Below are 23,273 nucleotides of genomic sequence, written 5' to 3' on the forward strand. Positions count from 1 at the left end.
ATGAGTAACCGGCAAAAGGTGGCCGTCATCGGCCTTGGTTCCATGGGCTATGGCATGGCTCAGTCGGTCCTGCGCGGCGGCCACCGGGTTTGGGGCAGCGACATCAATCAGGACCGGGTTGCGCGCTTCCGCTCCGAGGGCGGCGAAGCGGAAGAGCTGGAACTGGTGGCGAGCGAGATCGATGTGGTGGCAGTCGTCGTGCTCAACGCGCAGCAGACCGAAACGGTGCTGTTCGGCGAAAACGGCATTGTTCCCCGCCTTCGCGCCGGTGCCGTGGTGCTGGCCTGCGCGACGGTTCCACCGGCATTTGCCCGCGAGATGGCAAAGAGGTGTGAGCAGCGTGGCGTGCACTATCTTGATGCGCCCATTTCCGGTGGTGCCGCGAAGGCTGCCAGCGGTGCGCTATCCATCATGGCATCGGGCACGCCCGAAGCTTTCGACGCGGCAGCAGCGGTACTCGACGCCATTGCAGAGCGCGTGTTCGAGCTCGGCCACACCGCCGGTGCAGGCAGTGCAATGAAGGCGGTCAACCAGCTTCTGGCCGGAGTTCATATCGCAACCATGGCTGAGGCTTTGACCTTCGGAATGACGCAGGGCATCCAGCCGGAAACCTTTGTCGAGGTCATCAGCAAATGCGCAGGCACGAGCTGGATGCTGGAGAACCGCGCACCGCACATCGTCGAGGGTGATTACACGCCTCGAAGCTCCATAAATATCTGGCCCAAAGACCTTGGAATCGTGCTGGATATCGCTAAATCCGCCGATTTCGATGCGCCCATCACGGCAACCGCGCTTGATCAGTTCAAGGCCGCGGCAGAAATGGGTCTTGGCTGGGACGATGATGCTGCGGTCGCCAAGGTCTATGCCCGCAAGTCCGGTCTGACGCTTCCCGGCGAAAGCTGAACACCATCGAGCTGAGAAGCCTGAGCAATTTCATTTGTGACATGTGCCGCGCAGAGGCTGCGCGGCATTCGACTTGATTGGGAGAAAAGGGACCATGAGCACGCTTTTGGGCTGCATCGCAGACGACTTCACCGGGGCGACGGACCTTGCCGGACTTCTTGCCCGCAGCGGAGTGCGTGTGTCCCTGCGCATAGGTGTTCCGACAGAGCCGCCACGCGATGTGGCAGAATTCGAGGTCATCGCACTGAAGTCACGTACAGCACCGGTGGACGAGGCGGTGGGTGAGGCACTGGCCGCACTGCGCTGGCTTCAGGCCGCAGGAGCGCCGCGCTTCTTTTGGAAATATTGCTCCACCTTCGACAGTACCCCTGAAGGCAATATCGGACCCGTTGCCGAAGCGCTGATGAAGGAGCTGGGTGTGGACCAGACCATCTACTGCCCTGCCTTCCCGGAAAACGGCCGCTCCATATTCATGGGCAACCTGTTTGTCGGGCGTCAGCCACTTGCCGAAAGCCCGATGAAAGACCATCCGCTGACGCCAATGCGCGACAGCAATCTGATGCGTTTGCTTGAGCCGCAGGTGACGCGTCCGGTAGGCTTGGCGGATCGGCTGACGGTAGCGGCAGGCGCTGACGTGCTGCACAACGAGCTTGATCGTCTGAAGGCTGAGGGCGTGGCGCATGTGGTGGTCGATGCCGTGGCCAATGATGATCTTGCGATCATTGCCGAAGCCTGCCGCGATATGACGCTTCTGACCGGCGGCAGCGCCGTCGCTATGCCGCTACCTGCGCTCTACCTGCAGGATGGTACCCTTTCCCGGGATGCGATCGGCGGGGCGAAGCCGCAGCTTGGCCGTCAAACGGTGGTGCTTTCAGGCAGCTGCTCGGCCATGACCAACAAGCAGGTCGCGCATTACCAGAAAGCGGGAGCGCCGGCATACAGGCTCGACCCGCTTGTGCTTGCCGAGGAAGGACCAAAAGCCGCGCTTGACTGGCTGGGACAGCAGGATCTGGCCAAGGCGCCCATCCTTTACGCAACTGCCGAGCCTGAGAAGGTGAAAGCATCGCAGGAAAAGCTTGGGGTGGCAAAGGCAGGTGCGCTGGTGGAAGAGGCGCTGGCGCATTGTGCCGTCGCTGCGCGCGATGCAGGTGCAAGGCGCATCATCGTGGCAGGCGGCGAGACGTCCGGAGCGGTGACGAAAGCGCTGGGCGTATCCCAGCTTGATATCGGCGCGGAAATAGCGCCCGGCGTTCCGTGGACCTATTGTCAGTCGAACGGCCAACAGATTGCGCTTACGTTGAAATCGGGCAATTTCGGCAGCGAAAGCTTTTTCAGTGATGCACAGGGAGTGCTTGATCAGTCATGAGCAGGGAAGCCCAGCTGCGAGAGCAGATCTGCCTTCTGGCAAAGTCGATGTTCGATCGTGGCCTGACCGGTGGCAGCACCGGCAATATCTCCGCACGCACGGAGGATGGCGGGCTTCTCGTCAGCCCGACCGGCACGAGCTTCGGGCGGCTTGATCCTGCGCGCCTCAGCCGGTTCGATGCGCAAGGCAATCTGATCGGTGGTGACAAGCCCACCAAGGAAATGCCGCTTCATTCGGCGTTCTACGAAACCCGCTCCACCGCAGGGGCCGTGGTGCATCTACACTCCTGTCACTCGGTGGCACTTTCCATGATGCCGGATGTGGACGAGGACAATTTCCTGCCACCGCTCACGCCTTACGCGATCATGAAGCTTGGCAAGGTCAAGCTTCTGCCCTTCTTCCTGCCGGGTGATCCGGCCATGGGCGAGGCAGTGCGAGGCCTCGCCGGCAAGCGATCTGCGGTGATGCTCGCCAATCACGGACCGGTGGTGGCGGCCAAGGATGTCGAGGCTGCCTGCAACGCAATCGAGGAGCTTGAGGATACGGCGCGTCTTGCCATGATGACGCGCGGCCTCAATCCGCGGGCGCTTTCCGATGAGCAGGTGCAGCAGCTTGTAACAAAGTTCGATGTGGAGTGGGACGCATGAGGTTCTCCGCCAATCTCGGCTTTTTGTGGAAGGACCGGCCGCTGCCTGATGCCATCCGGGCCGCGAAAGCGGCGGGCTTCACTGCCGTGGAATGCCATTGGCCCTATGATGTTCCCGCAGCCCAGGTTCTCGCCGCGCTGGAGGAGACCGGTCTTCCAATGCTCGGGCTGAACACCAGTCGTGGGGACGTGGAGGGCGGCGAAAACGGGCTTTCCGCGCTTCCCGGGCGCGAAGAGGATGCACGCGCGGCCATCGACGAGGCGCTCTCCTATGCCAGCGCCATCGGTGCCGCCAATATTCATGTGATGGCAGGTTTTGCTCAAGGCGAAGAGGCGGAAAGGACATTCCTCGCCAATCTGGACTATGCGTGCCGTAGCGCGATTGCCCATGGCATCACGATCCTGATCGAGCCTCTCAACCACTATGACGCGCCTGGCTATTTTTTATCGACGACCGAGCAGGCGCTGAGGCTGATCGAGACGCTGGGCGCGCCCAATTTGAAGCTGATGTTCGATTGCTACCATGTGCAGCTGATGGAAGGTGACGTGTCGAACCGCCTCAAGAAGCACCTGGCGCATATCGGCCACATCCAGTTCGCATCCGTGCCGGACCGGGGTGCGCCCGATCATGGCGAACTATTCTATCCCTATCTTTTCGCAACCATCGAAAAACTCGGCTATGACGCGCCTTTGGGTGCCGAGTACAAACCTACCGGCAGCACCGATGAAAGCCTGGGGTGGATGACGCGCTAAGGCGGCTTCAGGCAACCGTATCTTCTGCAATCATCGTCTGGATGCGCTCGGCCAGAATATTGATGTCGAAGGGCTTGGTGACCACCTGCATCCCATGTTGCAGATGACCGTGGTTGAACACGGTGTTCTCAGCATAGCCGGTGATGAACAGCACCTTGAGCTCGGGTCGGCAGAGGCGTGCAGCCTCGGCCACCTGGCGTCCGTTCATGCCATTGGGCAATCCGATATCGGTGATCAGCAGGTCAAGATGCTGGTCGGAGTCGATGATCTTCATGCCGGAGGGGCCGTCACCGGCTTCGAGAGCCGTGTAGCCGAGCTCCTCCAGAACATCGACCACCAGCATCCGCACCAGCGGCTCATCATCAATGACGAGAACGGATTTCGCCACCTCTGCCTCGGGCTGGCCCAGGGGCTGAGGCATCTCGTCGACTTCCTCATGCTCGCCAACATGCCGCGGCAGATAAATTTCCACCGTGGTGCCCTCGCCAAGGGCTGAGCTGATCTTCACGTCGCCGCCGGACTGGCGCACGAAGCCGTAGATCATGGACAAACCAAGCCCGGTTCCAAGGCCGATGGGCTTGGTCGTGAAGAAGGGGTCGAACGCCTTCTCCATTACCTCGCGGCTCATGCCGGTACCGGTATCCCTCACCGCCAGAAGTACATATTGGCCCGCATCGAGTTCGCATCGCCGAGCGGTCGTGGCGTCGAGCTTCTGGTTGCTGGTTTCGATCGTTATCTCTCCGCCATCCTGCATCGCATCGCGCGCATTGATGCACAGGTTGAGAAGGGCGTTTTCGAGCTGGTTGGGGTCGACAAGCACGTTCCACAAACGTCCATCGGTTACAGTGGCAACCGAAATGGAGGGACCGACACTGCGCCGGATCAGGTCCTCCATACCGCCAACCAGCTTTCCCATATTGGTCGGTTTCGGGTCGAGTGTCTGGCGGCGCGAAAAGGCGAGCAGGCGATGGGTGAGGGCTGCGGCGCGTTTTGTTGCGCCTTGCGCGCCGTCCAGCAGGCGCTCGATATCGGCGTGTCGGCCCTGGTTGAGACGCTTGGTCATCAGCTCAAGCGAGCCGGATATGCCTGCAAGCAGGTTGTTGAAGTCATGGGCCAGCCCGCCTGTCAGTTGGCCGACTGCTTCCATTTTCTGGCTTTGGCGAAGCGCTTCCTGCGCTTGTTCAAGCTCTGCAGCCGCCTCGCGTTCCCGCGTTATGTCGCGACCCGTTGCATAGGTGACCTCCCCTGTAGGCGCAGCCACCCAGGAAATCCAGCGAACCGAACCATCCTTGTGCCGATAGCGATTGACGATGCGCGGCTGGCCACCTTGGGCAGCCAGTTCGTAGGCATCAACAGTCTCCCGATGATCTTCCTCGACGACGAATTCGTTGACGTGATGGCCCACAAGCTCGTCCTCGCCATAACCGAGCACCGCTTGCCAGGCCGGGTTGACCCGACGGAAAAAGCCTTCAAAGTCGATCACGACCATCAGATCCGGCGATGTTTCCCACATCCGGTCGCGCTCGGCCGTGCGCTCGGCGACTTCGGATTCGAGATTCTCGTTCAGTTCGGTCAGTCGCAGTTCTGCAGCGCGGCGGCCGGAGATATCGTTGAACAGGATGGCAACGCGATGCTCTTCAGGGTCGCCGGTCCGGAACGCATAGACATCAAACCACCGGCCCAATGCCTCCGATCCCTGTTCGAAGCGTTCCGCAGCGCCTGTGCGTGCCACGCGGGCATAGGTCTCGAACCAGAATTCCTCAAGCGTCGGTGCGGCTTCCCTTAGCCACTGACCGAGGATTTCCTGCGGAAAGCCCGTATGCTTGTAGAAGGCAGGGTTTGCCTCCACGACGCGATAATCGATCCGTCCCTGGTCATCCGACAGGTTGACTTCGACGACGCAGAAGCCCGAATCGATCGAGTTGAACAGGGTCCGGTAACGCTCTTCGCTCTTGCGAAGCGCGATCTGGCTGCGGCGCTGCTCGGTCAGGTCGAGCATAGCGCCGATCATCCGGGTCGCACGGCCTTGCTCGTCCCGGATCACATGGCCCCGGTCGAAAACCTCGGCAAAGGTTCCGTCGGCTCGGCGAAAGCGATATTCATCGCTCCAGCTTTGCGCCGTACCGTCGATCGCCGCATGAATGCTATCATGGATACGCTGGCGATCTTCTGGATGAATCTGCTCAAGCCACCACTCGCCCGTGGGCTCCACCTCGTCCAGCTTGTGCCCGTAAGCGGTTTCGAGAGCCTCGTTCCAAAGCACGTAGTTGGTGGCGAAGTGCCAGTCCCAGATCGCATCATTGGTGGCACGTATGGCCAGCCGGTAGCGTTCATCCGTCTCGCGTGCAGCCGCCTCGGACTGCTTCTGTTCCGTGATGTCGCGAAAGAAGACTGCGAGGCCTTCTTCCACCGGGTAAACCCTTGTTTCAAGCCAGGCTTCGCGGCCATTCGCCAGACATCGATGGGTCATGGACGCGGTATGCCGCTCGCCCATTGCGCGCTTGTAGAATGCGCCCAGATCGGTTGCCTCTATCTCCGGGAAACAATGGAAATAGGACTGGCCCAGGAGCTCGTTGCGGGGCCGCTGCATGTGACGCACGAATTCGGAATTTACGTCCAGAATGCGAAAGTCGGAGTTCAGCAGAAGAAATCCTTCTGCCATGCCATCCAGAACGCCCTTCGCGCGCGCCTCGCTCTCGCGCAACCGACGCTCGGCCAGAACCTGTGCGGTGGTCTCGTTCAGTGGACAGAAAAAGCCAAGCACCTCGCCATGGCTGTCGCGTACGGGCGTGTAGGAGAAGCTGAAATGGGTTTCCTCGGGGTATCCCCTTCGGTTCAGGACAAGCTTTATGTCGTCCATGTGGACAGGCCGGCCAGCATAGGCCTGGTTCACGATGGGTATGAGGTCGTGTCGTATCTCGCGCCAAACCTCCAGAAAATCACGACCCAATGCCTTTGGATGCTTGGAGGCCAGTATTTCCGAATAGGCATCATTGTAGATGAGTGTGCGATCCTCACCCCAAACCAGAAACATTGGCTGGGTGGATGCCAGCATGATGCCGATAAGGGTCTTGAGGGCCGTTGGCCATTGATGTGGAGGGCCAAGATGGGAAGCGGTCCAGTCGTGACGGCGGACCAGCTCGCCCATCGCACTGCCGTCAATCAGAAAGTCGGCGCTGACCGACCCCAAAACGCCGCTTCCGCTATCGCTCATGCACTGTCGTCCTTCCCCTCATGGCGCCCGCGAAACGATCTCACCCGACGGTATCAGCCTTCAGCAGATTTAACGCTCAACCAGCGTTAGACAATAGGCTTTTCCCGCGCAAGGATTAACGGTTTCCAGCGCTGAGGGACGGGTCTTGATCGTCAACGGCAGTCCGTTCAGGCGCAGAGGCAGTACATCTCGATGGAAGATGGATGGTCGCGCTCGAGATGAATGCGATTGCGCGCGATATTGCTGGTGCGGGATGTCCCTTCAGGAGCACCGGTATTCGGATTCACATCATATTTGGGGAAGTTGGATGACGATATGTCGAGCCGGATCTTGTGGCCTTTGCAGAAACGGTTGGCGGTGGCGAAGGGTGTAATCTCGATCTCGAAGACCCCTTCGTCTGGTGAGACGAGTTCCGGGTACTCAAATGAGTTGCGGTAGCGCACACGGAAGATCCCATCCGTTATGTTGAGTGCGTAGCCGCGCGGGTAATCCTGCGACGGCGGATAGACATCAATCAGTTTCGCCGTGAAATCGGTGTCTGGAGCGTTCGTTGAGACAAAGAGACGGACGGTAACAGGGCCGGCGATGCAAAGGTCTTCTCCGAGAGGTTCGGTCTCGAAAGTCAGCACGTCCCTTCGGGCGCTCAGCGGCATGCCGGGATTCTTGCAGCCGTAGAAATTTTCCCGCTCGACCTGATCGAAGCCGCCGCCCCGGAATATAGGCTCGCCCGATGTCAGCGATCCACCAATGGTGGGCACGGGGTCGCGCGGGTCGAAATCATATTCAAGGTAGCGGCAGTCGGTCGATGGCGCTTCTTCTTTGAGTGCCATGTCCGGATGCAGGTAGAAGCGGCGTGGTGACGCTTCGGCAGGGGGCCAGTCCGTGCTGCGCCTCCATTCGCCACCATGCATCAGATGTCCAGCTTCGGTCTTCGCACCCCCGCCACCTCCCATCAGGAAGTAGTGTACGGGTGTGTCCAGCGCTTCAGCGGGAACATCCTTCTGCTTCAGCCATCGCTCAAACCAGCGCAATCGCAGTGTCAGCCAGTCCTGATCGACATGTCCGTCAAATGGCGCAGCAGGGCCGAAATCAACATCTCCGAACACTCTCTGGGAGCGATTACCGTGTGTCCAGCACCCCATGATGAGGATCAATGGGCGATCGCTCTTCTTGAGGCCCGCATGGTTTTCCAGCGTGGTGTGCACATAGGCATCATACCAACTCGACATCAGGATGGTCGGCACATTGTCCATCTGGTCATAATAACCTGCAGCCCAGATGCCGACTTTTTTCCAGAACGCGTTGAAGCTGCCATTCTGCCACTGGTCGAGGAGGTAGGCTTCATAGTCCGGGTCCCATCTGACCGGGCTGCGTCCCTTGGTCCAGGGCATCTGCGCAAACCAGCCGTGAAGGTCTTCCGCTTCGATGGCAGACCTGATCCGGACGTCGTTTTGCGCGAGCGGCGCTTCCATCGCGCGGTTATATGCCCAGGTTGCCTGCTTGAGCTCGAATGCGCCGCCCTGGCGGATGCCGCAGGTGAATGCGTTCGAAAACCCTCCGGAATCGATCGCCATGCAGGCCAGACCCGGCGGGTTGAGGCAGGCCATGGCCATCTGGGTGTGCGCGTCGTAGGAAAGCCCCATCGTGCCGATGCGCGAATTGTTCCAGGGCTGCGCCTCGATCCACACCATAGAGTCATAGCCGTCTTCACCTTCATTCAGATATTTCGTGAAGGTACCCTCGGACCCATATCGCCCGCGGCAGTCTTGCCAGATGACGATATAGCCCTCGCGCACGAGGCGGATTGCGAGGTCCTGCCGAGAAGCCGGTTTCGGGTTGGCCAGAGAAAGCTCGGTGCGTGGCGTTCCAGCCTTGTCATAGGGCGTGCGCTCGAAAATGACCGGCAGGGGTTCGGCCAATGGCACGCCACCCTTTGCCGGTCGATAGATATCCGTTGCCAGCCTGACGCCATCGCGCATCGGGACCATAACATCCCGATGTACGACCACATCGTCATGGAGTGCGATATGAGGCGTCAGTTCTGGCATGGGGTCAGTCCGTCTTCGTTACGTCTTGGGCAAGCGTGTATTCGGACAAGCCGCCATTGATGGTGATGCCTTCACGCGCGCCCCAGAAAACCTTCTGCCAATAGAGCGGAACGATAGGCGTTTGAGCGAAGGCTATGCGTGTCGCCTCGGCCAGCAGTTCGTTGCGCTTCTGCGGATCGAATTCCTGAAGCGCCACAGCCAGGGCCTTGTCGAATTCTTCGCTGGAGAACCTGACGCGGTTGAAGGCACCCGTGCCTGCTTCCTTGTCATAGGTCTGGATCAGGCTCGAAAGGTTGGGAGCCGAGGTGGGCGTGGATGAACCGAGCGAGAAGACGAATGCGCCGTAGTCGCCCGCACTCGCTGCCTTGGAGTAGACATTGTAGGGCAGAGCCTCCACACCCATGACCTTCAGGCCACCACGTGTGAGCATTTGTCCAAGGGCCTGAACGAGATCACCGTCTCCGGGGAAGCGGTTGTTGGAGGAATAAAGTTTCAGCGCGAATCCGTTCGGGTAGCCTGCCTCCGCCAGAAGCTCTTTGGCCTTCTCGATATCCGCTTCGTCAGGTGTCAGGTCGTCGGCATGTCCGCCCAGAACGGCCGGAACAAGCTGACCTGCCGGCACACCTGCACCCCCAAGGATACGATCGACAACAAGCTGCCGGTCGATCATAAGCGAAATCGCCTTGCGCACACGAGGATCGCGGAAAGGATTTTCCGCAAGCGGCTCGCCGTCGAGGTCAAACACCCCCGGTGCCTGGTCGAAGCGCTGGGACAGACCCAGATAGATCACGCGTCCCGATGCGGCAGACACGACATTGATGCCGTCCTGGCTCTCCAGCCTGGCAACATCAGCCGGCGGCACCGCGTCGATTAGGTCGACAGAGCCGGAGAGGAGCGCAGCAACACGTGCCGCATCGTTGGAGATGAAGCGGACTTCAACCTCCCTGAACTCCGGCTGATCGCCCCAGTAGCCGTCAAATGCCTCGATCGAAAGGCTCTCACCAGGCTTGAACGAGACGAATTTGTAGGGGCCCGTGCCCACGGTCGCATCGCCGGAATTGAAATCCTCTGACGTCTTCCCCTCGGCTGCGGATTTCGAGATGATGAAGACACGGCCGATGTCTTCGATCAGGGAGGGGGCAGGCTCCTTGGTCTTGATGCGAATGGTCAGGTCATCGACCTTCTCCATGCTGTCGATGGAAGAGACCATGTCCGAGAATGGCGCGGGGCTGTTGGGAACCTCGTCGGTCCGTTCCAGCGAGAAGATCACGTCATCGGCGGTCATTGCCGAACCGTCGTGGAATTTCACGCCGTCGCGCAGCTTGATCTCCCATGTGGTCTCGTCCACTGCATTCCATTCGGTGGCAAGCCCCGGGCTGATCTGCAGGTTCGCATCCTGTTCGATCAGGCGGCCGAACATCAGCTGCGCGGTGCCCTGATTGTTGCCGGTGCGTGAGAATTGCGGGTCGATTGAAGATGGTTCTGCTGCCCGGCCAATGGTCAGGTCAGCTGCGAATGCCGGTATGGCGACTGTCGCCATGAGAGCCGTAACGGCTGCGATACTGTAGCGCTTCATTGGTTATTCTCCCTCCGAGGTGGTTGTTGTTGTGGTGGCAGGTCATTGAGATGGCATGCGCTTTCGTGGTTGCCGTGCACGCGCTGCAGAACAGGGCGCTCGACGCGGCAACGATCGAAGGCGTGTGGACATCTCGGGTGGAAGTGGCAGCCCCTGGGCGGATTGACCGGAGAAGGGATCTCACCGCGGATGGTGGAGAAGCTGCGGTTGCGGCGGTCGATGCGCGGAATCTCATCGAGCAGAGCGCGGGTATAGGGATGGTTCGGTTCTTCGAAAATGCGTTCGACCGAAGCAGATTCCACAACCCGCCCCAGATACATGATCACGACGCGGTCACTGATATGCTGCACGACAGAAAGGTCGTGGCTGATGAAAAGCAGCGTCAGGCCAAGGCGCTGGCGCAGTTCCATGAACAGATTGATGATCTGCGCCTGGATCGAAACGTCGAGAGCGGCAATGCTTTCATCGCAGACAAGGAAATCGGGATTGACGGCCAGAGCTCTTGCGATGCCGATCCGCTGGCGCTGTCCGCCGGAGAACTGGTGGGGAAAGCGCTGTGCCATTTCGGGTTGAAGACCGACAGTCTCCAGAAGTTCGGCCACGAGTCTTGCCTGTCCAGCCTTGTCGACCAGACCATGGAAGCGAGGGGCTTCTCCAATGATGTCGCCGACGCGCCGCCTGGGGTTCAGTGATGACATCGGGTCCTGAAAGATGATCTGTGTCGCCAAGCGCATCTCGCGCTTCTTGCGGCCCTTGAGCGCTGAAAGGCTTTCGCCGTCGCGGAGTACGTCACCTTCGGTTGCTGGCAGCATGCCTGCCATGATGCGGCCCAGCGTGGATTTCCCGCATCCGCTTTCACCAACGAGCCCGACAACCTCGCCGCGCCTGATTTCAAGATCAACCTGATCGAGTGCGTGAACAACCGGCGGGGCCTGCATTGCGCCAAGAGCAATGGCCGCGCGTTCGGCAAAGTCGGTGTTTTTCTGGAACCGCTTGGTTACCTTTACCGCCTGGGCGAGCGGCGCTTCGTGACTGCTCATGATTCCGCTCCAAGTGGGTGGAAGCAGCGCCACTCGTGGCCGTGATGCTTCGAGATATCGGGTGCCAGACGACAGTCTTCGGTTGCGCGCGCGCAGCGCGGGCGGAAGGAGCAACCTGCGGGTCGGTTGAGTGCCGACGGTGCGGAACCCGGTATCTGGTGCAGCGGCACGCCGCGCCGGTTGGCCATGGGAGTCGAGGCGATAAGGCCTTTGGTATAAGGATGGCGGGAGTGATCGAGCACATGGTCGACAGGCCCCTGTTCCACGATGCGGCCCGCATACATGACCGCAATCTTGTGAGCGAGGCCGGCGACCACCCCCAGATCGTGGCTGATCCAGATGAGCCCCATGCCGAGTTCGCTGCACAGTTCCTGAACCTGCGCCAGGATCTGGCTCTGGATGGTGACATCCAGAGCTGTGGTCGGTTCGTCGGCAATGATGAGATCGGGTCCGTGAAGCAGCGCGGTGGCTATGGCAACGCGCTGGCGCATGCCGCCGGAGAATTCGTGCGGATAGGCATCCAGTCGTTCTTCCGGGGAAGGGATACCCACCTTGCCAAGGGCGTCGCGCGCGCGTTGCCGGGCTTCGCTGCGGCTTACCTTGTCATGCGCGCGCACCGTTTCAATCATCTGCGTGCCGATGCTCAAGACCGGGTTCAAGGTCATCATCGGGTCCTGGAAGATCATCGCGATACGATTGCCGCGGATGTGACGCTTCCTCTTCGGGTCGAGGGTGAGCAGGTCTTCGCCCTTGAAGCGGACGGAGCCTCCGACAACTTCACCGGGCGGGTCGAGCAGTCCCAGCAATGAGAAACCCGTTATCGATTTGCCCGACCCGCTTTCGCCCACGAGCCCCAGGACCTCACCGCGCGCAACCGTGAAGGAGACGCCGTCCACCGCTTTCACCAGACCAGCCGGTGTGGCGAAATGGGTCTGCAGGTTTTCCACTTCAAGCAGGGGGGTGCTCATTGAACCAGCCTCGGGTTGAGCGTTTCGCGAAGGCGGTCGCCTACCAGATTGATGCTGAAAACGAGGACCAGCAGGAGAAGGCCGGGAAACACGCTCATCCAGTAGATGCCCGCGAGAAGCACCTGGTATCCGTTGGCGATCAGAAGACCGAGTGACGGTTCGGTGATGGGCAGCCCGATCCCGAGAAAGCTCAGTGTGGCTTCGGCTGCGATGGCGCTAGCCACTTGTATGGTGGCAATCACGATGAGCGGGGGCAGGCAGTTCGGCAGAATTTGTGCGAACAGGATGCGGGGCGAGGAAAGGCCCAGACATTTGGCCGCTTCCACATAGTCCCGGCTGGATTCCACCAATGCGGCCGCTCTCACGGCACGGGCAAAATAGGCCCATTGCACGAAAACCAGCGCGAGGATGACCTTCCACGTGCCCTGGCCGAAAACCACCAGGATCATCAGCGCCACCAGGATGGTCGGGAAGCCAAGCATCAGGTCCACGAAGCGCATGATGAAGCTGTCGAGGCGTCCTCCTGCATAGGCTGCAATCAGGCCGAGCGAGGTGCCGACGGCCAGTGCGAAGAGGCCCGATATCAGGCCGACGCCAAGGCTTGTGCGCAGCCCGTACATCATGGCCGAGAGCATGTCGCGCCCCTGGGTGTCGGTACCAAGCCAATAGGTGATGCCGGTTGATCCCTCGCTCAGAGGTGGCAGTTTGCTGTCGAAGAAATCGATCTGCGCCAGGTCGTAGGGGTTCTGCGGTGCCAGAAGAGGCGCCAGCATCGCTGCTGCGATCAGCAGCAGGCAGACTGCCAGTGCTACCGTCGCCTTCGGGCTCATCAATATGCCCCTGATGGCGCGTGCAAAAAGGCTCTGTCCGCGCAGGAACGAAGGAGCTTTGCTCATTGTGCGCTTACCCGAATGCGTGGGTCGAGCAGCGAGTAGAGCGCGTCGACGCAGAAATTGATGACGATGAACATGGTCACCACGATGAGGATGTATGAGACGATGATCGGACGATCGAGTGCGTTGATGGAGTCTATGATCAGCTTGCCGATGCCCGGCCATGCAAAGATCGTCTCGGTCACAACGGCGAAGGCGACCAGAGAACCGAACTCGATGCCGATGACGGTGATGATGGGTATGAGGATGTTTTTCATCACATGGACGAAAAGGATCCGGGGAGACGATATGCCCCGTGCGCGCGCGAATTTGACGAAGTCGAGCGGCATGGTCTCCTGAACACCGGTGCGGGTCAGGCGGATGACGAGTGCGGTCTGGGCCAGCGCCAGGTTGATGGCTGGCAAAAGGAGGTGTTTGAGGCCGTCCCAGGTGGCGAAACTCGTCTCCACGCCAAGTATCGTGCCCGTCTCGCCGCGCCCCGTCGACGGTAGCCAGCCGAGCGTCACGGAGAAGATCATTATCAGCATCATGCCCTGCCAGAAATTGGGCAGGGAAAAGCCCAGGATCGACCCCGTCATAATCGTCTCGTCGGTCGCCGAGCCTGCCTTCACGCCAGCCCACAATCCAAGTGGAATGCCGATGACGAGCGAGAGAACGAGTGCCGTGAATGTCAGCTCGAGCGTGGCAGGCAACCGCTCAAGAATGACTTCGGTCGCCGGGCGATTATAGACAAAGGATCGGCCGAAATCGCCTTGCACGGCATCAGTGACGAAGCCGAGATACTGAACGGGGAGGGGTTCGTTCAGCCCGAGCGATTCTGCGACCTGCTCACGTTCGGCGATAGAGGCATCTGCGGGCAGAAGTATTTCGAGTGGATCACCAATGGCAAAGACGCCGGTGAAGACGATCACCGAGGTCGCGATCAGCACGATGACTGCCTGCATCAGCCTGCGTATCAAAAAGGCGGTCATTTATTCCCCCAATCCGGACCGTGGCGACGGCGCGCCCGATCTCTCTCCTGTCGAGCAATTGCATAGGCTGGAAAGATGATGCAATAATATGATGAAAATCGCTTGATATATGAAATTTATGCATAGGAAACATTGATGCGGCTTTCGCTTTTGCAAACCTATCAGGCGATTGTGGAGACCGGCACCACTCAAGGTGCCGCCGACAAGCTCAACCTTTCGCAATCGGCTGTGAGCCGACGGCTCACACAGCTTGAGGAGATGTTGCGCATCAAGCTCTTCATTCGGGACAAGACGCGACTGATCCCTACCCGCGACAGCAAGATCCTGCAGGCGCAGATGCAGCTTCTGCTTCAGCGCAACGAGAAGCTTCTCTCATTGGCCAGTGAACTGCGTCAGGGCAATTCACCGGCGATCAGACTTCGAATAGCGTTCCCGGCCAGCCTCACGCTTTCCATCGTGCCTGCGATCATCAAGCAGTTTCTGGAGCGCTCGCCGCTGGTGCAGGTGGAGCTTCACAGCGGCTCCTATGACACGATCGAACGAATGCTTCTTGATGAGCGCGCGGAACTCGGCTTTCTCCGAATGCCGGTGGAACGGTCGGGGTTGGCGGAGAACCCGCTGATCAGCGTGAACACCGTTTGCGTTATGCCGGAGGGGCATCCCCTTTCCAGCCAGGATGTCGTGGACGTGAAGGATCTGGTCGGCGAGCCGCTGATACTTCTTGGCAGGATGCGTGCGCCAAGGCATGAGATTGATGCGCTGTTTTCCCAGGCCCGTCTGCGCCCGAATGTCAAACTGGAGGCGCATTCCGTTCTCTCAGCCTGTGGTATGGCAGCGTCGGGCCTCGGCATAACCCTGGTCAACGAACTGATGGCGCGTGACTATGCTCACATGCCGGTCGAAATCAGGCCGCTGAAACAGAGCATAACCCACTCTTTCGCGATGGCTCATCCTCTGGACCTGCCACTTGGCGAGGCAGCGCGTCAGTTCGAGGAGACGACCGCGGATTTTCTGCGGACGCATTTTTCGCGCTTCGCAAGGTTTCCCGATCCTTGATCGTCAGAAAGCACCTTTCCGGAAGGAAGCCGGCACGTTCGGTCATCTGCAGCCGCATGCATTGATCGAGCAATAAACCCCACTCCGCAATTGCGGAGCGGGGGCAGGCGGACCGTCTGCTATTCGACTTCAAATGCCTGTGGGTCAGGCCCGCATCTCTCGCCGGCTTCGAGTGCTGCAATGGCGGCCATCTCCGCGTCGCTCAGTGCGAAGTCGAAGATGTCGAGATTCATTGCCAGATGTTCCGGTCTGGTGGAGCGAGGGATCACCGAATGGCCGAGCTGGATATGCCAGCGCAGAATGACCTGCGGAGCGGACTTGCCGGTTCGTTCACATACGAGGCGGATCGCTTCGCTATTGAAGTTCTTCCCATTGCCGAGCGGGGTCCACGCCTGTGTCAGCACATTGCGCTTCTCGTTGGCCAAGCGCACTGCAGGGTTCTGGAAGGAGGGGTTGATCTCGATCTGGTTGACCGCCGGGACGACACCTGTCGCGTCAATGACACGGTCGAGATGGTCCGGGTTGAAATTGGAAACGCCAATTGAGCGCAGTTGCCCGTCGGCGCGCGCGTCGATCAGCGCCTTCCATGTTTCGATGTAGAGGTTCTTTTCCGGGCAAGGCCAGTGGATGAGGGCAAGGTCGAGATAGTCCACGCCAATTCGGGAGAGCGAAGCTTCGATCGCTTTGCGTGCCTTGTCGTATCCCTGTTCGCTGTTCCACACCTTGGAGGTCACGAAAAGCTCGTCCCGAGCAATGCCGGACTGGCGGATACCCTCACCCATTCCGGCTTCATTGCCGTAGATGAATGCGCCGTCGATCAGGCGAAAGCCGAGATCGGTCGCCGAAGCAACTACGCCTGGCACCGCCGCTTCATCGATCTGCCATATGCCGATGCCCAGTTGCGGGATCGAATGGCCATCATTCATGCGGATCGTGGGGATGGCGGTCATCGGAAACTCCATTGGCTAGAAAATTCAGGATGAAGGGCTCGGGAGAGCTTTGAGGCGGAACAAACCTGGCGCCCGCAGGCGGGGCGAGCGTTTCGTCTTGCGGGTGAAAAAGTACCGTCATTCCGGCCGCAAGCCCCGCGCGCGTGCCAATGATACTGTCCTCAACGACAAGACAGTCTGTCGGCTGCAGACCAAGCTTGCGGGCCGCAAGCAGGTAGCAGTCAGGAGCAGGTTTCCCTGCAGCGACATCGTCCCGGCATACCGTTACCGAAAGTGCCGAGGAAAGCCCGCTGCATTTCAGGCCGAAGCCGACCTCAAGACGTGTGGAGTTTGAAACGATCGCCATGGGAACGCCTTTGCGCGCCAGTCGCATGGCAAGACCGGCAGATGGCTCGCGGCGCGTGATTAGATCTGAGGCGCGTTGAAAGTGCTGCCATTTGAGACCGGTCCAATGCTCGAATGTGAGGGCGGTTCCGGTCATGGCGGAAAGCGCTTCAAAGACACGGTCCCCGCTGGCGCCCAGAAGCTGATCGTGAAATCCGTCTTCGATCTCCACGCCCAACTCGGCAATGGCGCCCGCGAATGCGGCTGCATGCACCGGCTCACTGTCGACAAGCGTTCCATCCAGATCCCACAAGACGCCAAAGCTCATGAAAGCCGGTCCAGCTGCTCGTTGAGTGCGCTTGAGGCTTCATAAATGCCCGCGTAGATCGGCATCATCCGGTCGTAGATCTCTACCCATTGCGGGTTTGGAGCAATCTCACCGGAGAACCTGACCATCCGCCTTGCGGCAGTCTCGAGATCGGGCGCGTCTCCGCTCGCACGGGCCATCAGCATTGCGGCGCCGATAACGCCGCATTCAAGTTCTTCCGGCACGAGGTAAGGGACATTGTACATGCTGGCCTTTATGCGCAGCCATAACGCGTTCTTTGCTCCACCACTTGCGGCAACGATGCGCTCCGGTCGGCCATGATTGCCCTGTAGCTTGTCGAGCCTCATGCGCACCGAAAACGCTACACCCTCAAGCACTGCCCGATGAAGGTCGCTAATGCCGTGGGCGGCGGTGAGACCGAAGAACTGCGCGCGCGAACTTGGCCGAAAACGTTCGCCGGACAGGTACGGGAGGAAGAAAAGCTTGTTGGCACCCACCGGTGCCTGTTCGGCATCGAGTGCAATCTGCTCGTAGCTGCGCTCATTGGTGTGGAAGGCCCTGCGCGCCCACCGTACAGCATCGCCACCAGCATCCAGCAGCGTCATTGCGCCCCACAGCCCGTTTGCGGCGATGACATTGGAAACCTCCGCGTCGATCACCGCCTCGTCATGCATCAGGGTGATGATGGTGGATGTTCCGGTAACATCGGATCCCATCCCGCTTCGGGTCACACCTGAACCGATCAGCGCCATCGGGTAGTCGCCGGCGCCGACCAGGACGGGAATGTTGGAGGAAAGACCGATTTGTTCTGCCACCTCGGCGCGCAGATGACCCAGAATGTCGCCGGGTTGGCGTAGCGGGGGAAGAAGCTTCTGCGGGACCCCCGTCAGGTCGCAAAGGGTTTTCGACCACTCCCGTGTTTTCCAATCCATGAGGAATGAGAGAGAGGCTTCGGTATGGTCCTGCGCCCGCTCGCCCGTCAGGCAGAAATTGATCCAGTCCTTGGGCATCAGGAGGGTTGCTGCACGCTCCAGCGCATGCCGGTCGTTCTCGGCCAGCCAGGCGATCTTGAATGCCGGCCATGCGGTAGCAGGACGGTTTGCGGCAATGGGCAGTATCTTCTCGAGGGGAACCCGGTCCTCGAATTCGGACACCTGCGGCGCAGTGCGCTTGTCGTTCCATAGCGGGACGGCTTCACGCGTCAGATTGCCAGCCTCATCAATGAGAACCGTGCCGTGCATCTGCCCGCACACACAGATTGCAGCCACCCGTGCATGTGCGTTTTCAACCTTGCGAAAAACGTTTGAAATCGTTTCGAGAGTGCCGGTCCACCAGTCCGACGGGCGCTGTTCCGCCCAGCCGAAACGGGGAACGATCTGCTCATGTTCCTTGTGCGAGAAGGCGAGGATGCGGCCATTGCGAGCCACCAGCGCGGAACGCAGGCCTCCGGTGCCGACATCAACTGCAAGATAGAGGTCACGCATGTTCAGAGGCTGTGTTCGCTTTCAATGTCGAAAAAGTGGGCTTTGGACATGTCGATCTGCACCGTACAGGAATTCTGCGGCGTCACGTCGAAATGTGGTTCGACCTGCGCGACAAGTTTCTCCTGCCCGACATGGCCCAGCACGAGTGTATGGGCCCCAAGCGGCTCGAGCGTATCGCATGCGAAGGTAAAAGGTGCCGGGCGTTCGCCGCCATTCATGTGTTCGGGGCGAATGCCGAGAGTGACGCGCTCCCTTGGGCCGACACGCTGAAATGTTTCCGGGGGCAATTCAAGCCGCTGTCCGTCGAGCCAGGCTGCGCCTTCGCGGGTAGAGACCTCGAAGAAGTTCATGGCAGGTGACCCGATGAAGTTCGCCACAAAGCGGTTTGCCGGTCGCTCATAAAGGGCAATGGGTGCATCCACCTGCTCGATCACGCCTCCTCTCATGACAACGACGCGATCAGCCATTGTCATGGCCTCGACCTGGTCATGGGTTACGTAGACGGCGGTCGTGCCAAGTCGCTTCTGCAGAAGCTTGATCTCGGTGCGCATCTCCACCCTGAGCTTGGCATCAAGATTGGACAGTGGCTCGTCAAACAGGAATACCTCCGGGTGGCGCACCAGTGCCCGCCCGATCGCGACACGCTGCCGCTGACCGCCCGACAGGTTTTTGGGCTTGCGGTCTAGATAAGGTTCCAGGCCGAGAAGACCTGCCGCTTCGCCCACTCTTCTCGCTATTTCCTCACGCGGTGTGCCGTGAACCTTCATGGCATAGCCGATATTCTCGCGGACACTCATATGCGGATAGAGCGCGTAGTTCTGAAAGACCATCGCACAGTCCCGCTCGCCTGGACGCATGGCGGTGACATCGCGACCTGCAATGCGAATGGAGCCGCTCGAAACGCTTTCCAGCCCGGCCAGCATGCGTAGAGTTGTCGTCTTTCCGCACCCCGAGGGGCCTACAAGAACTATGAACTCGCCCTTCTGGATGGCGAGGTCGAGCGGAGGGATAACCTCTACCGGCCCGAACGACTTGGTGATCTTCTCGAAGGAGATATGCGGCTGGGTTGGGGAAGTCATGGATACGCAACAACCTTAGAAAGAGGTTCTGGAAATGGCCCGGCCACCTGGCCGGGCCATTTCGTGCTGTGGAGTTATTCGACAGGAGGCAGGCCCATCGAGGCACGGTAGGCCGCAAGCTGGCTTTCACGGCCGAAATCGTCCGTCAGCTTGTTCCATTCCTGGGCAATGCTATCCAGCGCTTCCTGCGGCTCAACCTGTCCGGCCAGCGCCTTGGACAGTTCGATCTCCAGAACCTCTGTATAGGAGAAGAAGCCCGGCAGACGCAGGTCAAATGCAACATTGGGGCTGTCGAGGGTCGCCCGCTGCGCACCCAGATAGCTTGCAGCCTCTTCTTCCGTGAAGATCTCCTTCCAGTTCTCCAGGTTCTCGTAGTGGCTGAGGCGGTATGGATTGACGGCGGTGTTCGCAGTCACAATAGCCCTGCCGGAAACCTCGATGCTGGTTACCTCCTCCACGAAAGACCATGCAGCTTCCTGATTGTCACTGTCGGAAGGAACAGCAAGCTGCCAGCCGCCGAATGCAAGGAAAGGCGAGGCGACAGGTTCATCAAACTTGTCCCAGCTTTCGGTCTTGTGGTTCCAGATTTCCTTGGCACCGGGCAGCACCGCTGTGCGTACATTTCCGGCAATCGCTCCTTCAGTTGCACCCAGTACCCCTGAGTCTGCCCAATCGATGTTCATGGCAACGCTGCCGCCGGAATATAGCGGACGAACGTCACCCGAACCGTTGTTCAAGGCGCCGGGCGGGTTGAACTGAAGACCCTTCATGTAGTCTTCGAGCGCCTTCAGCCAACCGGGATTATTGATCTGGGCGTCCATGGTCTCGGGATCGAAGAACATCGACCCGGGATTGGCCGGGTTGTTGGTGTAGCTGGCGGCGTGGCTGAAGAAGTACCAGAATTGCTGGCCGCCACGCTTGTAGGCTTCCGCAGTGCCGTAATCGACCTTGTCGCTTTCAGTGAAGAATTCGGCAATGTCGTAGTACTGGTCCCAGGTCACCGGAGCGGCGAGATCGTAGCCGTATTTCTCCTTGAAGGCGCTCTTGTTGGCCTCATCCTCAAACAGATCCGCCCGATAGTTGAGCATGTGCATGTCGCCGTCCATCGTGGCAGACTTGACTTCGCCGCCCCACGACATCAGGCGCTCGCGATAGACCGGATGAATGTCGTCCCAGCTTTCACCCGACTGCATCGCTTCGGGCATGACCGACAGATAGGGCGCGAAATCGGGTACCCATGCAGGGATGAAGCCGATCACGTCAAAATCGCCGGTCTGTTGGCTCATGGCCGTCAGAAATTTCGGATAAAGCTCGGAGAATGGAAATTCGACCAGCTCCACCTTGCCGCATGTCTTCTCCGACCATGTTTCTGCGGCAATCTGCAGCGCAGAGGCAATGAAGGGGCCGTTCTGCGTGGACACCGTCAGCGTGACGTCCGAGAAATCCGGTGAACATTCTGCGTGGGCCAGGCTGGCTATCGGCACGAGTGCCGTTGCAAGCAGTAACTTCTTCATGGATGTACTCCCTCCCTTGATATGGCCGCTACTTGATGGAACCGGCCAGAAAGCCCGAACGCATCATGCGTCCGAGAAACACAGCGACCGCTATCATCGGGACGATCGAGATGAGCGCGGCCACGGAAATTGCCCACCATTCATCGCCGCGGCTCGAATTCTGACCGGCCATGAGTATGGGAAGCGTCTGCCATTTCGAGGATGTCAGCAGCAGAGCGAAGAGAAACTCGTTCCAGATAAAGGCCAGCACGATCATCGATGTGGCGATGAGGCCTGGCTTCGACATGGGAAGCACGATCTGAAAGAAGATGCGCAGGCGGCCAATGTCATCGACCATCGCGGCTTCCTCGACCTCTACCGGAACATTTGAAAAGAAGTCGCGCATGAGCCAGACCGCAAAGGGCAGGCCAAAGGCGGTATATGCGGCAACGAGACCGGGGAAGCTGTCGAGAAGCCGTACACCCACCTTGTTCATCTCCGCGTAGAGCAGGAACAGCGCGAAAGCCGAGACAACGGGCGGGAACATGCGCTGTGAGACGAACCAGAAGGTGACGTCGTCGTTCTTCAGAACCGGCCCTGGCAGATCAAGCCCGTTAAGCAGGATCGCGACCGGCAAGGCCACCAGCATGACAACCAGCAATGCCATGGGTACGCCAAGCCCGATCACGTGCTTGAGCACGACGAAACCACCGATGGAGAGCACACCGAATGCAAGCCCCGCCAGAAGGCGGATGCGAAACTCGAAGCGGACCAGGGAATAGGCTGCCATGGCGCCCAGCAGGACGGACAAGGCGGTCGAAACGACAGATACCGCGATCGAACTCAGGATCGGGCCGGCAAAGTCGCCCCTGATGCCCGAGAAGGCATCGATGAATGCCTGCAGGGTTGGCTGGAAATCGATGAAGGGAAGGTAGGTTGCGCCCTGGCTGACGGCCAGTGGAGGCTTGAATGCCGTTACCAGTACCCACCAAAGCGGAAACAGGCAGAAAATGAGCCAGACGAGGGCCAGAACCAGGCCGAGGCTGCGGAAATGATGGCGCTGCATCACTGGTACCTCCTCATCATGCGTTGTGCTGCGGCGAGGTAGAGTGTCCCGAAGACGATCACCACGATGAGGAAGAGGAAGCTCAGTGCCGAGGTCATCCCGATATTGAACTTCTTGAAGCCCTCATTGTAAGCGAAAAGGGTCAGCGTTTCGGTGGACGTGCCGGGGCCCCCGCCTGTGAGCACAAATACCGTGTCGATGATCTTGAAGCCTTCGATCAGCCGGATGAAGATGACGGCGACCGAGAGAGGCAGCAGCATCGGGAAGGTGATGTCCCGGAAGCGGCGCCAAACGGAAATATTGTCCACCTGCGCTGCTTCAAAAACCTCGTTCGGCAGCCCCTGCAGGCCGGCCAGCATCAAGAGCACGACAAATGGCGTCCACTGCCAGACCTCCACGGTAACCAGGGTCGCCAGCGCGAAAGCCGGTTGCGTCAGGAATGGCAGATTTTCGAGCCCGAACAGGCTGAACATCTCGTTGACCGGGCCGAGAACCGGGTGGAAAAGCATGCGCGCGATCAGTGCCACGCTCACCGGTGCAAGAAACATGGGTAGCAAAAAGCTTACCCGGTAGAGGCTCGCGCCCGGAACATTGTGGTGCAGCGTCAGAGCCAGCGCAAAGCCCAGCACATACTGGATGGCGACAGATATGAACACGATGACGGCGGTGACCTGTACCGAACCCCAGAAGCGGGCAGACGCGAGAATATCGGCATAGTTGTCGAGGCCAACGAAACGCGGCGGCAATGGCGGCACAATCCTGATCGACTGGAAGGACACCACGAGCGCATAGATCAGCGGGAACAGTGTGACCGCCAGCACCAGCAGAAATGCCGGGAACATGAACACGTGTTTGATCCTGTCGTGCCGTGCGCCGACGCTCATTTCAGCTCCTCCCTTTATTCTGGATCGACCATGCAGCAGCTCAGGAGGCAAATCAAGCCAAAAATGTAGTATAGCTACGTTTTTGCGTCGGCGGCATTCAAGATCGGCGTTCTTGCCTGACGAATCGCGATTCGGGGTATTCTGCCAGAAAACATAGCTGAATAGCGCTCTGATGTAAGGTTGCGAAGATCATTTCGGTGGCCTGCTCACGAGACTTGGGTGTTGCGAATC

The 23,273-nt window shown here is 59.5% G+C and carries 19 protein-coding genes; 5 read left to right on the forward strand and 14 right to left on the reverse strand.

From position 1 onward, the window contains the following. From ltnD to WA367_RS01890, 4 genes are all read left to right on the forward strand, one after another. Positions 1-903: an L-threonate dehydrogenase gene (gene ltnD / locus WA367_RS01875; protein ID WP_336055110.1), complete on the forward strand. Its 903-nt coding sequence runs from the start codon at positions 1-3 to the stop codon at positions 901-903. A gap of 94 nt (positions 904-997) precedes the next feature. Next, a complete protein-coding gene (otnK, locus tag WA367_RS01880; RefSeq protein WP_336055111.1) occupies positions 998-2,269 on the forward strand; it encodes a 3-oxo-tetronate kinase in 1,272 nt (423 codons plus the stop codon). Further along, positions 2,266-2,916, forward strand: a complete 651-nt coding sequence (otnC, locus tag WA367_RS01885; protein ID WP_336055112.1) for a 3-oxo-tetronate 4-phosphate decarboxylase — start codon at positions 2,266-2,268, stop codon at positions 2,914-2,916. Before otnK ends, otnC begins: the two co-directional genes overlap by 4 nt. Further along, the gene (locus tag WA367_RS01890) at positions 2,913-3,668 is read left to right on the forward strand and encodes a hydroxypyruvate isomerase family protein (RefSeq protein WP_336055113.1); all 756 of its coding nucleotides are present in this window, start codon (positions 2,913-2,915) and stop codon (positions 3,666-3,668) included. The genes otnC and WA367_RS01890 overlap by 4 nt, the downstream gene beginning before the upstream one ends. Positions 3,669-3,675: 7 nt before the next feature. Here the strand turns inward: WA367_RS01890 and WA367_RS01895 are convergent, their stop codons facing one another. The 7 genes from WA367_RS01895 to WA367_RS01925 all read right to left on the reverse strand — a co-directional run bounded on the left by WA367_RS01895 (position 3,676) and on the right by WA367_RS01925 (position 14,378). After that, entirely contained in the window at positions 3,676-6,882 is a 3,207-nt protein-coding gene (locus tag WA367_RS01895; protein ID WP_336055114.1) for a PAS domain S-box protein, read from the reverse strand. Between the two features lie 167 nt (positions 6,883-7,049). Then, positions 7,050-8,930: a CocE/NonD family hydrolase gene (locus WA367_RS01900; RefSeq protein ID WP_336055115.1), complete on the reverse strand. Its 1,881-nt coding sequence runs from the start codon at positions 8,928-8,930 to the stop codon at positions 7,050-7,052. 4 nt (positions 8,931-8,934) lie between these two features. Continuing rightward, a complete protein-coding gene (locus tag WA367_RS01905; protein WP_336055116.1) occupies positions 8,935-10,506 on the reverse strand; it encodes an ABC transporter substrate-binding protein in 1,572 nt (523 codons plus the stop codon). Then, positions 10,503-11,546: an ABC transporter ATP-binding protein gene (locus tag WA367_RS01910; protein WP_336055117.1), complete on the reverse strand. Its 1,044-nt coding sequence runs from the start codon at positions 11,544-11,546 to the stop codon at positions 10,503-10,505. The genes WA367_RS01905 and WA367_RS01910 overlap by 4 nt, the downstream gene beginning before the upstream one ends. Further along, entirely contained in the window at positions 11,543-12,514 is a 972-nt protein-coding gene (locus tag WA367_RS01915) for an ABC transporter ATP-binding protein (RefSeq protein ID WP_336055118.1), read from the reverse strand. The genes WA367_RS01910 and WA367_RS01915 overlap by 4 nt, the downstream gene beginning before the upstream one ends. Further along, positions 12,511-13,410 carry an ABC transporter permease gene (locus tag WA367_RS01920; protein WP_336055119.1) on the reverse strand — a complete coding sequence of 300 codons (900 nt, stop codon included), beginning with the start codon at positions 13,408-13,410 and terminating at the stop codon, positions 12,511-12,513. The genes WA367_RS01915 and WA367_RS01920 overlap by 4 nt, the downstream gene beginning before the upstream one ends. Continuing rightward, complete coding sequence (locus WA367_RS01925) at positions 13,407-14,378, reverse strand: ABC transporter permease (protein ID WP_336055120.1); 972 nt, start codon at positions 14,376-14,378, stop codon at positions 13,407-13,409. The genes WA367_RS01920 and WA367_RS01925 overlap by 4 nt, the downstream gene beginning before the upstream one ends. A gap of 135 nt (positions 14,379-14,513) precedes the next feature. Here WA367_RS01925 and WA367_RS01930 point away from each other — a divergent pair, with 135 nt between their 5' ends. Next, positions 14,514-15,434: a LysR family transcriptional regulator gene (locus WA367_RS01930; RefSeq protein WP_336055121.1), complete on the forward strand. Its 921-nt coding sequence runs from the start codon at positions 14,514-14,516 to the stop codon at positions 15,432-15,434. 119 nt (positions 15,435-15,553) lie between these two features. Here the strand turns inward: WA367_RS01930 and WA367_RS01935 are convergent, their stop codons facing one another. The 7 genes from WA367_RS01935 to WA367_RS01965 form a co-directional block, all read right to left on the reverse strand. Then, positions 15,554-16,384, reverse strand: coding sequence for an aldo/keto reductase (locus WA367_RS01935; RefSeq protein ID WP_336055122.1), 831 nt, complete (start codon positions 16,382-16,384; stop codon positions 15,554-15,556). Next, positions 16,353-17,036 (reverse strand): HAD family hydrolase, encoded by a 684-nt coding sequence (locus WA367_RS01940; protein WP_336055123.1) that lies wholly within the window; start codon positions 17,034-17,036, stop codon positions 16,353-16,355. Before WA367_RS01940 ends, WA367_RS01935 begins: the two co-directional genes overlap by 32 nt. After that, positions 17,033-18,520: a xylulokinase gene (locus WA367_RS01945; protein ID WP_336055124.1), complete on the reverse strand. Its 1,488-nt coding sequence runs from the start codon at positions 18,518-18,520 to the stop codon at positions 17,033-17,035. Before WA367_RS01945 ends, WA367_RS01940 begins: the two co-directional genes overlap by 4 nt. Before the next feature lie 2 nt (positions 18,521-18,522). Next, a complete protein-coding gene (locus WA367_RS01950; protein ID WP_336055125.1) occupies positions 18,523-19,599 on the reverse strand; it encodes an ABC transporter ATP-binding protein in 1,077 nt (358 codons plus the stop codon). 74 nt (positions 19,600-19,673) lie between these two features. Further along, positions 19,674-21,113: an extracellular solute-binding protein gene (locus tag WA367_RS01955; protein WP_336055126.1), complete on the reverse strand. Its 1,440-nt coding sequence runs from the start codon at positions 21,111-21,113 to the stop codon at positions 19,674-19,676. 28 nt (positions 21,114-21,141) lie between these two features. After that, a complete protein-coding gene (locus tag WA367_RS01960) occupies positions 21,142-22,158 on the reverse strand; it encodes a carbohydrate ABC transporter permease (protein ID WP_336055127.1) in 1,017 nt (338 codons plus the stop codon). Next, positions 22,158-23,042 (reverse strand): carbohydrate ABC transporter permease, encoded by an 885-nt coding sequence (locus WA367_RS01965; protein WP_336055128.1) that lies wholly within the window; start codon positions 23,040-23,042, stop codon positions 22,158-22,160. The genes WA367_RS01960 and WA367_RS01965 overlap by 1 nt, the downstream gene beginning before the upstream one ends. Between the last annotated feature and the right edge of the window lie 231 nt (positions 23,043-23,273).

Source organism: Nitratireductor sp. CH_MIT9313-5, assembly GCF_037029545.1.
In the GTDB taxonomy this organism is placed as follows: domain Bacteria; phylum Pseudomonadota; class Alphaproteobacteria; order Rhizobiales; family Rhizobiaceae; genus Chelativorans.

Coding starts and splice junctions, on each gene's coding strand:
- ltnD (WP_336055110.1), top strand. CDS start 1: ATGAGTAACCGGCAAAAGGTGGCCGTCATCGGCCTTGGTTCCATGGGC.
- otnK (WP_336055111.1), top strand. CDS start 998: ATGAGCACGCTTTTGGGCTGCATCGCAGACGACTTCACCGGGGCGACG.
- otnC (WP_336055112.1), top strand. CDS start 2,266: ATGAGCAGGGAAGCCCAGCTGCGAGAGCAGATCTGCCTTCTGGCAAAG.
- WA367_RS01890 (WP_336055113.1), top strand. CDS start 2,913: ATGAGGTTCTCCGCCAATCTCGGCTTTTTGTGGAAGGACCGGCCGCTG.
- WA367_RS01895 (WP_336055114.1), bottom strand. CDS start 6,882: ATGAGCGATAGCGGAAGCGGCGTTTTGGGGTCGGTCAGCGCCGACTTT.
- WA367_RS01900 (WP_336055115.1), bottom strand. CDS start 8,930: ATGCCAGAACTGACGCCTCATATCGCACTCCATGACGATGTGGTCGTA.
- WA367_RS01905 (WP_336055116.1), bottom strand. CDS start 10,506: ATGAAGCGCTACAGTATCGCAGCCGTTACGGCTCTCATGGCGACAGTC.
- WA367_RS01910 (WP_336055117.1), bottom strand. CDS start 11,546: ATGAGCAGTCACGAAGCGCCGCTCGCCCAGGCGGTAAAGGTAACCAAG.
- WA367_RS01915 (WP_336055118.1), bottom strand. CDS start 12,514: ATGAGCACCCCCCTGCTTGAAGTGGAAAACCTGCAGACCCATTTCGCC.
- WA367_RS01920 (WP_336055119.1), bottom strand. CDS start 13,410: ATGAGCAAAGCTCCTTCGTTCCTGCGCGGACAGAGCCTTTTTGCACGC.
- WA367_RS01925 (WP_336055120.1), bottom strand. CDS start 14,378: ATGACCGCCTTTTTGATACGCAGGCTGATGCAGGCAGTCATCGTGCTG.
- WA367_RS01930 (WP_336055121.1), top strand. CDS start 14,514: ATGCGGCTTTCGCTTTTGCAAACCTATCAGGCGATTGTGGAGACCGGC.
- WA367_RS01935 (WP_336055122.1), bottom strand. CDS start 16,384: ATGACCGCCATCCCCACGATCCGCATGAATGATGGCCATTCGATCCCG.
- WA367_RS01940 (WP_336055123.1), bottom strand. CDS start 17,036: ATGAGCTTTGGCGTCTTGTGGGATCTGGATGGAACGCTTGTCGACAGT.
- WA367_RS01945 (WP_336055124.1), bottom strand. CDS start 18,520: ATGCGTGACCTCTATCTTGCAGTTGATGTCGGCACCGGAGGCCTGCGT.
- WA367_RS01950 (WP_336055125.1), bottom strand. CDS start 19,599: ATGACTTCCCCAACCCAGCCGCATATCTCCTTCGAGAAGATCACCAAG.
- WA367_RS01955 (WP_336055126.1), bottom strand. CDS start 21,113: ATGAAGAAGTTACTGCTTGCAACGGCACTCGTGCCGATAGCCAGCCTG.
- WA367_RS01960 (WP_336055127.1), bottom strand. CDS start 22,158: ATGCAGCGCCATCATTTCCGCAGCCTCGGCCTGGTTCTGGCCCTCGTC.
- WA367_RS01965 (WP_336055128.1), bottom strand. CDS start 23,042: ATGAGCGTCGGCGCACGGCACGACAGGATCAAACACGTGTTCATGTTC.